This window comes from Streptomyces sp. NPDC026538 (assembly GCF_055567535.1).
Genome location: NZ_JBVHQG010000006.1, coordinates 27,587 through 41,352, shown reverse-complemented (window position 1 = coordinate 41,352; position 13,766 = coordinate 27,587). Strand labels below are relative to the sequence as shown.

14 protein-coding genes and 3 pseudogenes are annotated in these 13,766 nt (G+C 67.4%); 7 read left to right on the top strand and 10 right to left on the bottom strand.

Features of this window, described 5'->3' with window-relative positions; all coding sequences use genetic code 11:
* Positions 1–110: 110 nt before the first annotated feature.
* Positions 111–1,172: a YihY/virulence factor BrkB family protein gene (locus ACZ4N4_RS23935; protein ID WP_467591923.1), complete on the bottom strand. Its 1,062-nt coding sequence runs from the start codon at positions 1,170–1,172 to the stop codon at positions 111–113.
* 593 nt (positions 1,173–1,765) lie between these two features.
* Between ACZ4N4_RS23935 and ACZ4N4_RS23930 the strand changes: the two genes are divergently transcribed.
* Entirely contained in the window at positions 1,766–2,137 is a 372-nt protein-coding gene (locus ACZ4N4_RS23930) for an STAS domain-containing protein (RefSeq protein WP_467591921.1), read from the top strand.
* A gap of 67 nt (positions 2,138–2,204) precedes the next feature.
* The gene (gene ku, locus ACZ4N4_RS23925) at positions 2,205–3,146 is read left to right on the top strand and encodes a non-homologous end joining protein Ku (protein WP_467591919.1); all 942 of its coding nucleotides are present in this window, start codon (positions 2,205–2,207) and stop codon (positions 3,144–3,146) included.
* A gap of 159 nt (positions 3,147–3,305) precedes the next feature.
* On the opposite strand, the gene ACZ4N4_RS23920 is transcribed toward ku, so the two are convergent.
* Positions 3,306–3,590: a hypothetical protein gene (locus tag ACZ4N4_RS23920; protein WP_453579714.1), complete on the bottom strand. Its 285-nt coding sequence runs from the start codon at positions 3,588–3,590 to the stop codon at positions 3,306–3,308.
* Positions 3,591–3,824: 234 nt separating this feature from the next.
* Positions 3,825–4,193 carry an STAS domain-containing protein gene (locus tag ACZ4N4_RS23915; RefSeq protein ID WP_467591917.1) on the bottom strand — a complete coding sequence of 123 codons (369 nt, stop codon included), beginning with the start codon at positions 4,191–4,193 and terminating at the stop codon, positions 3,825–3,827.
* A gap of 156 nt (positions 4,194–4,349) precedes the next feature.
* Between ACZ4N4_RS23915 and ACZ4N4_RS23910 the strand changes: the two genes are divergently transcribed.
* Positions 4,350–4,838: an ATP-binding protein gene (locus tag ACZ4N4_RS23910; RefSeq protein ID WP_467591915.1), complete on the top strand. Its 489-nt coding sequence runs from the start codon at positions 4,350–4,352 to the stop codon at positions 4,836–4,838.
* Positions 4,839–5,076: 238 nt separating this feature from the next.
* On the top strand, positions 5,077–5,373 hold the full coding sequence (locus ACZ4N4_RS23905) for a hypothetical protein (protein ID WP_467591913.1): 297 nt from the start codon (positions 5,077–5,079) through the stop codon (positions 5,371–5,373).
* Positions 5,374–5,449: 76 nt separating this feature from the next.
* Here the strand turns inward: ACZ4N4_RS23905 and ACZ4N4_RS23900 are convergent, their stop codons facing one another.
* Complete coding sequence (locus ACZ4N4_RS23900) at positions 5,450–5,713, bottom strand: hypothetical protein (RefSeq protein ID WP_453579723.1); 264 nt, start codon at positions 5,711–5,713, stop codon at positions 5,450–5,452.
* Between the two features lie 65 nt (positions 5,714–5,778).
* On the opposite strand from ACZ4N4_RS23900, the gene ACZ4N4_RS23895 reads away from it, so the two are divergent.
* The 3 genes and pseudogenes from ACZ4N4_RS23895 to ACZ4N4_RS23885 all read left to right on the top strand — a co-directional run bounded on the left by ACZ4N4_RS23895 (position 5,779) and on the right by ACZ4N4_RS23885 (position 9,410).
* Positions 5,779–5,961, top strand: a complete 183-nt coding sequence (locus ACZ4N4_RS23895) for a hypothetical protein (RefSeq protein ID WP_467591911.1) — start codon at positions 5,779–5,781, stop codon at positions 5,959–5,961.
* 339 nt (positions 5,962–6,300) lie between these two features.
* A pseudogene (locus ACZ4N4_RS23890) lies at positions 6,301–6,555 on the top strand (integrase core domain-containing protein); the annotation flags it as partial.
* Positions 6,556–7,235: 680 nt separating this feature from the next.
* Entirely contained in the window at positions 7,236–9,410 is a 2,175-nt protein-coding gene (locus ACZ4N4_RS23885) for a SpoIIE family protein phosphatase (protein WP_467591909.1), read from the top strand.
* A gap of 9 nt (positions 9,411–9,419) precedes the next feature.
* Here the strand turns inward: ACZ4N4_RS23885 and ACZ4N4_RS23880 are convergent.
* The 6 genes and pseudogenes from ACZ4N4_RS23880 to mca all read right to left on the bottom strand — a co-directional run.
* Positions 9,420–9,563 (bottom strand): annotated as a pseudogene (locus tag ACZ4N4_RS23880) (IS5/IS1182 family transposase); the annotation flags it as partial.
* 46 nt (positions 9,564–9,609) lie between these two features.
* Entirely contained in the window at positions 9,610–9,939 is a 330-nt protein-coding gene (locus ACZ4N4_RS23875; protein WP_467591907.1) for a hypothetical protein, read from the bottom strand.
* Positions 9,940–10,250: 311 nt separating this feature from the next.
* Positions 10,251–10,349: pseudogene (locus ACZ4N4_RS23870) on the bottom strand (PTS glucose transporter subunit IIA); the annotation flags it as partial.
* Positions 10,350–10,493: 144 nt separating this feature from the next.
* Positions 10,494–10,907: a DoxX family protein gene (locus tag ACZ4N4_RS23865; RefSeq protein ID WP_453579733.1), complete on the bottom strand. Its 414-nt coding sequence runs from the start codon at positions 10,905–10,907 to the stop codon at positions 10,494–10,496.
* Between the two features lie 398 nt (positions 10,908–11,305).
* The gene (locus ACZ4N4_RS23860; protein WP_467591905.1) at positions 11,306–12,406 is read right to left on the bottom strand and encodes a Gfo/Idh/MocA family protein; all 1,101 of its coding nucleotides are present in this window, start codon (positions 12,404–12,406) and stop codon (positions 11,306–11,308) included.
* A 103-nt stretch (positions 12,407–12,509) separates the two neighbouring features.
* Positions 12,510–13,382 (bottom strand): mycothiol conjugate amidase Mca, encoded by an 873-nt coding sequence (gene mca, locus ACZ4N4_RS23855; RefSeq protein WP_467591903.1) that lies wholly within the window; start codon positions 13,380–13,382, stop codon positions 12,510–12,512.
* Positions 13,383–13,766 lie beyond the last annotated feature (384 nt).

The following is a 13,766-nucleotide window of genomic DNA, read 5'->3' as shown; positions in this document are numbered from 1 at the left end:
GGTCAGTCTCACACAAGCCCGTCAGCAACCTCATGAACTGCGGATATCCCCAAGCGCTGCCCGGTAAGCGCCCGAGCGTTAAGGATCAGTCCGTCCCCGCTGTGCGACAGTCATGATTCGTCCAGGCGGCGCAGGTCCTCCTCGGTCCACTTCCTGGTGTCACGCGGCTCGGTGTAGGGCTCCTTGTGCGGCGGCAGGCCGCCGGTGACCGCCCGTTGCCGGACGGTCTCGGCGTCGAACTCCAGGCCGAGCAGGATGGCGAGGTTGCTGATCCACAGCCAGATGAGGAAGACGATGACCCCGGCCATGGTGCCGTAGGTCTTGTTGTACGAGGCGAAGTTGGCGACGTAGAACGCGAAGGCGGCGGAGGCGATCAGCCAGATGACCAGGGCGAGGAAGCTGCCCGGTGTGATCCACCTGAACCCCTTCACCCGGGCGTTGGGGGTGGCCCAGTACAAAAGGGCGATCATGATCGTGACCAGGACCACCAGGACGGGCCACTTGGCGATCGACCACGCCGTCAGCGCGCTGTCCCCGATCCCCAGCGTCTTCCCGGCCTCGCGGGCCAGAGTGCCGGTGAAGACGACGATCAGGGCGCTGACGACGGCGAGCACCAGCAGGACGACCGTCAGTCCGACCCGCACGGGAAGGACCTTCCACACCGGGCGGCCCTCCGGCATGTCGTAGACCCGGTTGGCCGCGCGGATGAACGCGGCCACGTACCCCGAGGCCGACCACACCGCCAGAACGATCCCGACGATCGCGATGAGAGAACCGACGCCGGCACTGTTCTGCAGCTGCGAGACGGCCCCGGTGATGATGTCCCGGGCGGAGCCCGGAGTGAACCGCTTGAGATTGCTCAGCACCGTGTCCGTGGTGGACTTGCCGGCGACGCCGAGCAGCGACACCAGGACAAGCAACGCCGGGAACAGCGACAGCAGCCCGTAGTAGGTCAGCGCCGCGGCCCGGTCGGTCAGCTCGTCGTCCTTGAACTCCCGCAGACTGCCCTTCAACACCGCTCCCCACGCCGTCTTCGGCAGTTGCGTCGGCTTGTCCGGAGCACGGCGTTCCACGGCCCGCCCAGGGCCCGCCTCCTCAGGCGGCGGGATCTCACGCTCGGGAGCCTCGTCACCGCCATGATGCCCTTTCCGCCCGGGCAGATGCAGCTTCATGCCCGCCGAGTACCCCCAAGCACCCTCTCAATCAGGATGCAGATGCAGACGCAGCCCCTGCAGCCCCCACTTTCCTGGACGAGCTCGCCGACGCGGGCACCCGCACCGGCTGGTTCCCGTTTCGCTTGCCCAGCTCCCCAAGGGCCGAGCTCCCCGAAACAGTGCCGGAGAGCTCGACCGGGGGCTGCTTCCGAACCCCGCGTGGGTGGTAACCCAGATCGTGATAGCCATGCGGCAGCGACACGCCGCCTCGGTATGCCGCGCGGTCTGCCTGGCCGGACTCGGCTCAGTGGCGGACGGACCGGCCGCAGCGGTCTGTGCCGGGCGCCCGCGGCGCCGTCACCGGCGGGCGTCACCTGGCGCGAGCAGGCTGGTCACCTCGGCGATGGCATCTGGGCGTGATCAATCACCACCAAGATCCACTTCCGCAACAGACCCTCTAGCGCGCCCACCGCAGAAGTGACCTACGCCACTCATACTTCACTGACACTGATCAACCTTCGTTGTCGCAGGACAACCTGCCCAGCCCGGCGTGCGGTGTCGGCCCTGCGTCGGTCTCGCGCGGGCGTGATCTTCACGACATACTCACCGCCATGAGTTTTGCGAGCGGTGAGGACAGGCCGCCGGATCCGACCACGGCGCATGCGGGCTCGCTGCCGCATGTCATGCAGTGCGAACAGGGCGACGCGTGGCTGGTGACCGTCGTCGGCGCCTTCGACCTGGACTCAGTCCCTGTACTGTCGGCGGCGCTGGAGACCGGGGCCCGGTACTCCAAGGTGGTGGTGGATGCCGCCGGCCTCACATTCGCGGAATCGACCGTCCTGAACCTGCTGCTGCACTGCCATCGGACGGCCGTGCTGCGGGTGGCCAGGCCCGCGCCGGCGCTGGCGCGGGTTCTGGAGCTGACGGGCGCGGACACCGTCCTGGACGTACGGCCGACGGTGGAGGACGCGCTCGCGCCGTGACGGGCATGCCAGGCACCGGCGGAGATCGTAGGCTGAGGGACGGGGGCCTGGCATGGGGAGGTCTGCGATGCCGCGGAGCATCTGGTCCGGCGCGATCAGCTTCGGCCTGGTCACGGTGCCGGTCCACGTGGCCAGCGCGACCGAGGACCACTCGGTGCGCTTCCACCAGTACCACGTGGAGGACATGGGCCGGGTACGGGTGCGGAAGTTCTGCGAGGTGGAGGACCGGGAGGTCCGCTCCGACGAGATCGCCAAGGGCTACGAACTCACGAAGACCCAGGTCATCCCGATCACCGACGAGGACCTGCGCAACCTGCCGCTGCCGACGGCGAAGGCGCTGGAGATCCACGGGTTCGTGCCGTGGGAGTCCATCGACGCCCTGCGCATCGGCGAGGGCTACTATCTTCAGCCCGACGGCCCGGTGGCTGCGAAGCCGTACGAGCTGCTGCGGCAGGCGTTGCGGCGGTCCGCGCGGGTTGCGGTGACGAAGTTCGCGTGGAGCGGCCGCGAGCGGCTGGGGCTGCTGCGGGTGCGGGATGACGTGATCGTGCTGCACGCGATGCGGTGGCCCGATGAGGTCCGGGACTGGGCCGGGGTGAACCCGCCGACGGCGGACGTGTCGGACGCGGAGATCGACGAGGCCGTCATGCTGATCGAGCGGATGAGCACCGACGGGCTGGAGGGCCCGGACTTCGTGGATCACTACACGGAGGCGCTGGAGAAGGTGATCGAGGCGAAGCGGGAGGACCGTGAGCTGCCCCAGGTGCCGGAGCCGGAGAAGCCGGCGGGCAAGGTCCTCGATCTGATGGCCGCGTTGCAGGAGTCCGTGGACAAGGCGAAGGCCACGCGCGGCGAGGACAACGGCACCGAAGCCGAGGTCCACGAGATGCCTGCAAAGAAGAAGACCGCGAAGGCCCCGGCGAAGAAGACCGCGGCGACGAAGAAGACGGCCGGGAAGAAGGCGCCGGCCAAGAAGGCCGCTGCCCGCAAACCGCGCCGCAGCGCGTAGCCGTACCCAACGCCGGGCCCCCTTGCTGCGCAACCGGCCTCGGTGGCTGTCATGCTGCGCCGGGTTACCGGGTCAGCCACCGTGGGTCCGGCTGGACGACTTGCCCTGGACGGACGTCCCGCCACGCCGAACGTGTTCGGCTGACGAGCGCAGGTCCGGTTAGGCGCGCCTCTTGCCCGTTGCCAGTGGGGTGAGCTCGCCCGGCACCGCCCAGCAGCTCGGTCCACCCCCTTGGCGGGGCCAGACCTCCGGACCGCCGCCGTACCACTGGATGAGCCCCGACTCGGCCACGTCCACCTCGTCCCGACACGCCAGCCCGGCGTGCCTCAGCATCAGAGTCAGCTCGTGCAGGGAATAGGCCGTGCCGAGGTCCTGGTGGTCGAGATACACGCGGCGGCCTCCACAATCACCGGGCGCCTCCACGATCGCGGAACCCTTGACCATGAATTCAGCTTCTCCCCATAAAAGCCTGACCGCATTGTGGAGGACGACCGCCTGTGCCTTGGACCGGCTATCAGGCCGGTCATCCATCTTGGCGACCGGCGGTGACCGGACGACTGCTCGAATACCTCGGTGGGGCTCGATTGGGCGCTGGGTCAGCCGCTGTCGGAGCCGGTGGACCAGGAGCTGGGAGTGGCCGTGCAGCGGTACTCCCGGCAGGAGGACACTCGGACCGGATCAGGGGGTCAGGGCCTGCTCGACGCTGGGGTAGCAGGCGATGAGGGCGTCGACGCCAACCAGCTGCAGGACGTGCAGGACGGGTTTTTGCGCGGCGGCGATACGCAGCCACCCCTCGGCAGCGCGGACGGCCTGGTAGACGGTGACGAAGACGTTGATGCCGCTGGAGTCCATGAAGGTCACGCCGCCGAGGTCCACCACGATCCGCGACGGTGGCGCCGCGCCGTACCCGGACAGCAGGGCTGCGCTGAGCAGTTCCCTGACGTCATGGTCGATCTCGCCCTCTACGGTCACGACCCGCACGCCGTCGACCATGTGGTGGACGGCGGAGAACCGGTCCGTGCGGTCCGTGTTCTCGATGTCGCTCACCGTCTCCTCGACTGCGTTCGGGCCTGCCCGGGGCTGGGCGTGCACGGACGATTCTGCCCCACCGGCTGGCCCCATGCGCACAGGGGATGCTGCCGAATAACATGCCTCTGACATGTATGACGGAATCGGGGGTAGTGGCGCGCTCGTGAACCACGAATGAGGGCGACGTCCCAGGCATCTCACGACGACGGTGACGACTGTATCGAGCCGGAAGAGCACCTGATACGCGCCGGCTACGCACTGGACGGAGACCGCGGCTGCATCGCCGAGGCCCGCCACCACGCCGTCGCCTTCCTCGAGCAGGCCCACGCCGACCATCACCTGAGGGTGTCAGCACGCGCACGGAACCTGCCCCGACTGGTCGTCAGCGAACTGGTTACCAACGCCCTCAAGTACGCCCCAGGGCCGGTTCTGATGGAACTGCGCATCACCGCCCACCTCGTGGACGTCGTCGTGTGGGACAGCGACCCCATGGTGCCGGCGGCCCGGGCTGCCGATCCCGACCGGATCGGCCAGCACGGCCTGGAGATCGTGAAGGCCGTCACCGCGGAATTGTTGATAGAGCAGCAGCCGGTCGGCAAACGCATCACCGCCCGCATCGCCCTGTCCGACGCGCCTGACACGGCTGACCACAGTCAGAGGTGACGGCAGGCTCTCGGCTGGCCCCCCGACCGACACTCGCCATGGCGCAGTCCAGCAAGAGGCGCCGGCGATCCGTGCCTGCGACATCCACGCACGTCACCCCGACGTACGGCACGCCGCGTCCACCGCAGCCGATACCGGCATACGACACCCCCAGCGTGCTCACCCCTCACGAGATTCGCTGACAGAGAAGCCGAAACGACTGGTCGATCACTACACGGAGGCGCTGGAGAAGATCATCGTGGCGAAGCGGGAGGACCGCGAGCCGCCTCAGGCGCCGGAGCCGGAGAAGCCGGCGGGCAAGGTGTTCGATCTGATGGCGGCCCTGGAGGAGTCCGTGGACAAGGCGAAGGACACGCGCGGTGAGTACACAGGCACCGAGGCGCAGGTCCATGAGATGCCCGCGAAGAAGGAGACCGCGAAGGCCCCGGCGAAGAAGACGGCAAGAGGACCGCGTCGAAGAGGAAGGCGTCGCGAAGAAGACGGCGGTGAAGAAGGCGACGTCCACGAAGGCCGCTGCCCGCAAACCACGCCGTAGCGCGTAGCCGGTGCAGCGGGTAAGGCGTGCGTTCGCGCGACGCGCGAGCGGCACGGTTCGCGGGGCGGCCGTCGGGTCAGCTGGCCTGCTTCACCGCGTGCAAGGACCCGGTGAGGGTGCCCTCCTGCTGTTCGTAGTGGGAAAGCGCCAGGCCGAGGCCCATGAAGGTGGGCGCCCATTCGCCGACGAAGATCCCCCATCGGTCGGCTCGCTCGATGCCGGCTTGTTCAGCTTTGAGGCTGGTGAGCCAGGACGCGACGCTGAGGCCGATGGATGTTATGGCGGCGAGGTAGGCGTGTTCGCTGCGGATGCCCATGTCGTGCATCTTTTTGATCACCATGGGGGCTCTCCGATCTTTGGTGGGTTCTCTCGGGTACCATCCTGAATTCCTCCTATGCGTCCTTTATGGATGTATTTGAGGCTTACCCGGCGCGAGGCGCGCCCGTGCTGCCCGGCACCGCGCTGGTCTCCCGCTGGATCGGCCCGCACGGCGCCTTCTTTGCCGCCGTGGCTGTCCTGGTGGTCATCGCCTACGCCGCACCGGGCTGCGCCCGGCGCATTGCGATCTGCAGTGGCCAGGCTCACTAGGTGCTGCCTGGGCGCGGCTTGATGACCTCGGTTTGAGGGGTAAATGCTTGTCGTCACGGGCCGCTGGCCGTGTACGTGGCCCAGCACGCATTTGCCCCGGCGGTGACGGCTGCCCGGACCCCGTCGACGGGTTCGCCATGACCCTGGGCCTCGTTCCCTGCGGCAGTGCCGCAGGGCGCCCATCTGCCTCATCACACCTGGCCATGGCCACTGCTGTCCGCGCGGACAGAGCCCCACGCGGGGGCCTCCAGGCTGTGTGCTCTGCGTCGTCCGCCTGGTGGCGGGGTCTTGGTTGCTGGTGCAGGGGCGTTTGCGTTCTGCCGACCGCTCGCTATCGACCGCCACCGGATGGCCGGATCGCTAGGGAGGGTCGGAGCTGCCGGCGACAACGCGGCCATGGAGTCCTTCTTCAGTCTGCTGCAGAAGAACGTCCTCGACCGCCGTGTCTGGGCCACCCGCGAAGAACTCCGGATCGCGATCGTGACCTGGATCGAGCGGACCTACCACCGACGCCGCAGACAAGCCTCACTCGGCCGGCTGACCCCCATCGAGTTCGAGACCGTCATGACCACGCTGGTCCTCCAGGCCGCGTGACCGAACCTGTCACCCGAACCTGCATCAGACCCAACTTGTGCCAGACCCCGAATCAGACCGTCAAAGCCGCGGAGGGAAGCGCTCGCGGAGGCGTCAGTGGCGACCCGCCGCGACAGCAGCGTGTCGCCTTCGGCGTCCAGGATCAGCGTGTGGTGGTGGGTCTTCCCGCAGTCGGTCCCAGCCCGTATCCGGCTCCTCGCGCTCCAGTCGTTCGTACGTGCCTCGCGTACTCGGCGAGGGCGGCCACCACGCCACCCAGACCACGCGGAGACGGTGCCGGGGGTCGCGCCAGGCGTCCACGGACGACCTCGCCGGCATTGCTCTACTCAGCGACAGGTTCGCACTTCCCAATCGGCGGCCGAGTCGTCATGGGGAACCTGGCGGCCAAGCCTTGGAAGCCAAGGACGGCAGCAGCATGAAAGCCACACCCGGTTCCCCTGGGTGGCACAACCCTACGAATGGCTGGGGCGAGCCCAGAAGGAAGGTAGAGCAGCATGACCCGCAGAGCCTACTGCCCTGCGCACGGCCTCCAGGATGCGCATACCCGTGATGAGCCTGGCGGGGTGGCTCGTAGTACGGTGAACGAAGGTGTTGTGAAGCACTGGGGCGTGTGAAGCACTGGGGCGAGTGACATGCGGACTCCGGCATCCTCTTCTCGGTCGTGGCCCCGCGCCGGCAACATGACGGACGCGGAGGCCCGCGACAACCTCTGCGTGTCGGCGGCTCGTCGCTGTATGCGCGACCTGCGCGCGTCAGCTGTCGCGGTCTATCTGGGCGTGCCTGGGGAACCGATGTTGGCGGCTGTGGCCGTCGTCACCTCGCCCTTGGGCTTGGTCGTACCCGAGCGTCTGCCGACCGAGGACCTGGCCCTTCCCTCCGTCCGGGCCTACCGAACGCGGCGGGTCTGCACGGCCCACTCCTACGACCTAGCGGCACGGCATCTCGATTTCGGGGTTTACGCGGCTGCTCCGCACATCGTGACCGCCGCACCGCTGGCAGCAGGAGAGCAGAGGTTCGGCGCTTTGATGGCGTTCTTGCCGCACCACGCTCAAGAGGTGTCCGCGGACGATACGGATTACCTGCGCGAAGCGGCAGAGCATCTCTCGGTCGAGTTGGACCGCCTGTCCGGCCGCGGTGTCTCTCTGTCTCCTCCGAAGCTTCCGTTGGTGGTCTCCCTGGAGACCGGTGCCGCTGCGGAGATCGGCGGGGCCTCCTCCCAGGAAGGGGAGGGATCGCCGATCAACTGGAGTGCACCCTTCATTTTTCACCTGCACAAACTGGCCGTCTCCCTGATGCCTGTCGTGCATACGAGGGACGCGATCGCGCTGACGATCGAGCGACTGGTCTTCGGATTCGGGGCCCGTGCGGTGGCCATCAGCCTGGTCGAGGGCGACCGGCTCCACGTGGTGGGCGCATCGGGCTGCTCGAAGGAGTACCTGAAATCCCTCAACGGAAGCTCCGTCAACCCGAAGTCCCCTGAGACCGAAGCCATCACGCACCGGAAGCAGATCATCTACGAGGCAGGAGAGCAAGGCCAGTTGCCTGGGCAAGGCCACATGACAGCGGACGGCCGTGACGAGCACCTGTGGGTTGTTCTCCCGCTGCTTGCAGGAGACCACGTACTGGGCACATGCTCGGTCGGACTCGCACCGAAGCACCGCCTGATCACCACGCGGCTGTCGCCCCTGTCCACCCTGTCGACGTTGCTCGGCCAGACACTCGAACGCACCCAGCTCTACGACGCCAGCCACGCGTTGGCACAGAAGTTGCAGGAAGCCCTGCTGCCCCGGATGCTTCCCCAGCTCGCGGGTGTGCTGACCACGAGCCGGTACGAGCCGCCCACCGGCGCGATCGAGCTCGGAGGCGACTGGTACGACATGTTCACGCTCCCCAGCGGCGAAGTGGCCGCGGTGATCGGCGACGTCGAGGGCCACAACACGGCAGCAGCTGTGGTGATGGGGCAGCTCGGCAGTGCGGTGCGCAGCTATGCGCTGGAAGGCCACGACCCGAGCACGGTGCTGTATCGCGCGAATCGCCTGATGATCGACTTCGAGACAGATCATTTCGCGACCTGCTGCTGCGTCTGGCTCGACCCCGACACAGGCACGGCCCAGGTCGTCAGCGCCGGTCATCCGCGCCCACTGATACGAACCCCTGGCGGTGCTTACCTGGCGGCAGCCACCGACGTAGGTGTCCCGCTGGGAGTCGAGCCGAGTCCGTCGTATCAGGCCGACATCCTCACCATGGAACCGGGAACGCTGCTGGTTCTCTACACGGACGGCGTGTCTGGCAGAGGTGGCGAGCTGGCCCGGAAAACGCTGGAAGCCGCCCTCGCGGACTCCGGTGATGAACTGGAACGGCTCGGCGACGGACTGATGGGCTCAGGTGTGGGACAGGCCCGGCGGGTGGACGACGCCGCTCTTCTGCTGCTGCGGTACGAAGGACCCGCGAGGGAGGTCAAGGAATCCATCAGACGACTCCACCTGCACCGCCACGACTACCAAGGCGTACGGCGCGCCCGGCGTTTCCTCACCACGTCCCTGGACAGCTGGCATCTGGCTTCGCTATCCGATTCTGCCGAGGTACTCGCATCGGAGGTCGTCACAAACGCGATCGTCCACGGGGACAGCGACGTGGACGTATGTCTGCGCAAGTACCCCGACCACCTCCGGATGGAAGTACGGGACAGTGACTCCCACCCTGCCATGCTCGTGGACCTCGGTCCGGACGAGGACAAGGCCGAAGGGGGTCGGGGGCTGGTGATCGTGTCTGCCCTGGCTTCCTCCTGGGGGAACTCACCCAGCGGTAGGGGGAAGACAGTGTGGTTCGAGATGGATACCCAACAAGAGTCGTAGCCGGATCCGTGAGCGGGCCAGGTGGAGGGTGAGGGCGGCCTGAACAAGGCTGGTGATGCGGGTGGTGCTGCACCGCAGCTTGCGCAGCAGTCGCCGGGTATTGAGCGTGGCCATAGCCCGCTCGCCGGGGGCCCGGCTTTTGGCATGAGCACGGCAATTGGGTCGCACCTTCGAATGTAGGCGCGGAAGAGCCTTGCTGTTAACGGGAGTTGGGCGAAGCGCCACCCCTGCGGCGGGTCAAAGTGAACAGGCCGGGGACATCCTCGGCCAGCCAGCCGCGTTCCACCAGCCGCTTCAGCTTCGAACGTGTGCCCTCAATCTTCCCGGTTTCGGCCGGCAACCCGATCCTGGGCACAATCTGCTTGGCGCGGACCGGCCCCGGCGCGTCCGCCACCACCTCCAGAATGTCCCGATACACACGCGGCAGGACCTCCGCCCCCATCCCAGGCTGCCAGTTCGGCACCGTCAGCACCCCGATCACCTGCCGCTCGGCCCCCGCATACGCCGACGTCGCCACCGACTCGCCCACGGTCGGCCCGTCGGCCGACGCCCACCGCCGACTTCTCCGGGATCATCTCCGCGAGCACCTCGGCGACTGTCTCCCGTGCGATCTGCAACCGTTCCAGACCTTCCCGGGCCAGTGCCAGCTTCCCGTTCAGCTCGGCGAGCTTGGCCTCCAGCTCCTCCACTTGGAATCGAGCAGCCGCCTCGCGCGCTTCCAACTCCTCGAACAGAGAGCCCATTTGTCACCCCTCCTCCGCCATCACGGTAGAGATGAGGAGCGCCGAGCACAGCCCCGCTCAGCATTCCTCCAGCCTCCTTCCCTTGAGAGGAGCCGCACCCGTCTCCGACCACATCGCTGAGCATGTCAGGCGTGGCGTCCAGGGCCACGACGGGACAAACGGGAGACTTGCCGGCCGCCGACACCGCCGCGGGGTCCTTGAACGGCTCCTGGATGAGCTCGGGGCGAACGAGATCTCTTGCCAGATGGTCCGCGGCTGTGTTGCGGACCGCCGAGAAAATCCGGGTCCCGGAGGCCGACTTCCTCGCGGAGGCCGGGTCCTCCGGTCGGCCCCGGACCGGTCAAGCGGACGCCCCGCCTTTGCCGACGGTGCTGAGCGTGAGCTCGCGGCGGTTCCACGTGACGACCGCTGCCAGGACGAGCAGCACCGCTGTTGGTGCCGGACTTTGGTCGATGACGAACACGCAGGTCAGGAATCCGCCTGCCATGACTCCGGTGAGTGCCAGGCCGCCCAGGGCGCTCAGTCGGGGAACGAGCAGCAGTATGGCCCCGGCCACCTCCAGGGAGCCGGTGACGTATCGGAGCCATTGCCCGACACCGACCTCCTGGAAGAGGTCGACCATGGCCTTCGCGCCGGCCAACTTTGAACCCCCCGCCATGACGAACACGACAGCCAGGATGACCTGAAGGACCCACAGGGCGACGTTTCGGGCCTTTCCTTCGACCTTACGGGCATCCTGTACAGAATTAGACATATCTACTTCCTTGATGTGTGAAACGGGTGGCGCACGTTGCTCGATGAAGCGAGGTGTTCACTTGAACGTTCATTTAACGGAAGCGTGATTCATGAAGGTTCAAGTCAGGATCGTGAGTATCAACCCACGCTTGTCCGGTCCGCGGTCTGACTCAAGTTGGTGTGAGGGCGAGCGCCCCGCGGGGCGGAGTGTGCCGGTTGCGGGGCGCCCGGCGCAGGGGGCGCGCCGCAACCGGCCCGCCCTCATCGCGCTCCCCCCTCGGGCTGATGACCGGCACCGATGCAAAGGTCCGGCTGGAGCATCAGGCACGGCAACCGCAGCTGAGGTTCTGTAGAGCCGCACGCAGTGGGGCATGCCCCCAGGTGACGGGGCCTTGTCGGGGCGGCTTCGCTGAGGAGTCAGGCGTCCTCCGCCGCGCGCTCGATTCGGTCGAGCAGTCGGTGGTGTCGGGCTCCGTGGGCGAAGTCGGGTACCTCGGAGCTGCCCTGTGTCAGATCACGCTGGATCTGCGCGTACGCGGCGCCGACGTTGTACGCGGGGGTGCCGCGCAGTTCCTGGAGCGCGGTGTCGAAGTACCGTTCGGGCACGGTGAGCCGACCCGGCCTGGCGTCGGATCCGTGGGCCCCGTCGATGGTGAACTCGCCCAACTGAAGGTGTCCGATGTCGCCGGTGACAACCAGGTCTCCGTCCGTTCCGTTGATCTCCCAGTGGAAGTTGGTGCCGCGGGAGGTGCCCCCGCGGTAGTGGACGCAGGCCACAGCGCCGGAGGAGAGCACGCCGCCGAACACCACCTGGTCGGCGACGTTGGGCCGGTAGACCCGGCCGGACTGCGGGTCCTTGACTTCTCGGTGGCGCGTGGCGGTGACAGCGGTGACCTTCTCGACATCCCCGAGCACCATGGTCAGGCCGTCCATGGCGTGCCCGAACGGGATGGTCAGCATCGTTGCACCGTTGGCGCGATCCAGCAGATAGGTGCCGTTTTCAGGGAAGGCCGCTCCCCAGCCGCCACCCGAGGCCACCAGGCTTGTTGAGAGCACCTCGCCGACGTAGCCGTCGGCGACCAGGTCGCGCAGGTAGCGCACTGCGGGAGCGGACCGCGCCTGCAGTCCGGTGAAGGTGCGCAGCCCACGATCGGCAGCGGCGGTCGCCAGTTCCTCGGCCTCGGCCAGTCCGGTGCCCAACGGCCACTCGGACAACACCATCTTCCCTGCGGCCAGGGCTGATTGGATGATCTCCCGATGATCTGGCACCTTCACGGTGACCACCACAAGGTCGACCTCGTCGGCCTCCGCCAGTTCGCCGGCCGCCCCGAAGGACCGCGCGACTGCGTACTTCTCCGAAGCCTGCCGCGCAGACGCGGCGCTGCTCGCAGAAAGTGCGCGCAACTCAAAGCCGCCCAGCTGTCGCAGTGCGGGCAGGTGGGCCTGGGAAGCCCAACCGCGCCTGGCGGAAAGACCGACGATGCCCACGCCGATGGGGGCCGGTTCAGGGGATGGCATGGTGGGACTCCTCTGCAATTCGAGTCACTGTTTAATGAACGGCACGATGGCGGCCGTTCTCACATGAAGGCGGCCTTGCAAGCCTGAACGGGCAAGGACAGGGTCAGACGGTGATGTGGGCGGGGACGCCGGCGAACAGGTCGTCCTCGGGGAGTGAGGTGTCGACCAGTGAGCGGGCGAGTTCGTACTCCTCGGTCGGCCAGATCTCACGCTGGACGTCGAGCGGCACCCGGAACCACGGGCCGTCCGGGTCGATCTGGGTGGCGTGGGCGATCAGTGCCCGGTCGCGTACCTCAAACCAGTCGGCGCACTGCACTCGGGTGGTGAACTCGCGGTCCTTGCGGCCCTCCTTGTCCCAGTCGGCGATCCACTCGCCGTAAGGGGATTCGTGGGCGTGCTTCACCAGGTAGGCGTGAAGGGCGCGGATCCGGGCCATCGAGAGGCCGTGGTTGTAGTAGACCTTCAGCGGCTGCCAGGGCTCACCGGACTCCGGGTACGCGTCGGGGTCCCCGGCTGCATCGAAGGCGGCCATCGTGATCGTGTGGGTCATGATGTGGTCGGGGTGGGGGTATCCGCCGTTCTCGTCGTACGTGGTGATCACGTGCGGCCGGAACTCCCGGATGAGCCGGACCAGCGGTTCGGCCGCCTTCTCCACCGGCTCCAGCGCGAAGCAGCCCTCGGGCAGCGGATCGCCTTCCGGCATTCCGGAGTCGGCAAAGCCCAGCCAGGCCTGCTTGACGCCGAGGATCTCGCGGGCAGTGTCCATCTCCCCGCGCCGTACCTCGTGGATATTGGCCTCGATCTCGGGGTCGCCCTGGAGCTTCGGGTTGAGAATGGAACCGCGTTCGCCCCCTGTGCAGGTGGCCACCAGGACGTCCACCCCCTGGGCGACGTACTTCGCCATGCTGGCGGCGCCTTTGCTGGACTCGTCGTCCGGGTGGGCATGGACCGCCATCAGCCGCCACTGCTCTGTCAACGCATGTTCCTTCCGCATCGCCCCGCTTACGGGGGCGGTAGTCCTTGGCCGGGCCCTCTGCGCCGAACGGAGGACCACTCGGCGAACTGCCATGCCTTTCATGGCGATGATGTTGAACGCGTACTGCTTCACCGTCGTCGCGCGGGAGTCGGCTCGACTCTTTCGTCGGGTGTCTGAGTTCACGTCACGGTGAAGGTGCTAGCCGACCCGATGCCGCGGGCTGCTCAGTTCCCGCACGCCGTCAGCACCGCGTCGGGCCTCGGTGAAGGTGAAGCCCCCTACGGGGCACCCTCGCCGGACTGAAGGCGGGGTGGGTCTGACACCGGTTGTGGCCGGTGATTGAACCCCGGGCCGTCATCACACCCGTAACGGGGCCCTGGGGCG

Coding starts and splice junctions, on each gene's coding strand:
- ACZ4N4_RS23935 (WP_467591923.1), bottom strand. CDS start 1,172: ATGAAGCTGCATCTGCCCGGGCGGAAAGGGCATCATGGCGGTGACGAG.
- ACZ4N4_RS23930 (WP_467591921.1), top strand. CDS start 1,766: ATGAGTTTTGCGAGCGGTGAGGACAGGCCGCCGGATCCGACCACGGCG.
- ku (WP_467591919.1), top strand. CDS start 2,205: ATGCCGCGGAGCATCTGGTCCGGCGCGATCAGCTTCGGCCTGGTCACG.
- ACZ4N4_RS23920 (WP_453579714.1), bottom strand. CDS start 3,590: ATGGTCAAGGGTTCCGCGATCGTGGAGGCGCCCGGTGATTGTGGAGGC.
- ACZ4N4_RS23910 (WP_467591915.1), top strand. CDS start 4,350: ATGAGGGCGACGTCCCAGGCATCTCACGACGACGGTGACGACTGTATC.
- ACZ4N4_RS23900 (WP_453579723.1), bottom strand. CDS start 5,713: ATGGTGATCAAAAAGATGCACGACATGGGCATCCGCAGCGAACACGCC.
- ACZ4N4_RS23895 (WP_467591911.1), top strand. CDS start 5,779: ATGGATGTATTTGAGGCTTACCCGGCGCGAGGCGCGCCCGTGCTGCCC.
- ACZ4N4_RS23885 (WP_467591909.1), top strand. CDS start 7,236: ATGACGGACGCGGAGGCCCGCGACAACCTCTGCGTGTCGGCGGCTCGT.
- ACZ4N4_RS23865 (WP_453579733.1), bottom strand. CDS start 10,907: ATGTCTAATTCTGTACAGGATGCCCGTAAGGTCGAAGGAAAGGCCCGA.
- ACZ4N4_RS23860 (WP_467591905.1), bottom strand. CDS start 12,406: ATGCCATCCCCTGAACCGGCCCCCATCGGCGTGGGCATCGTCGGTCTT.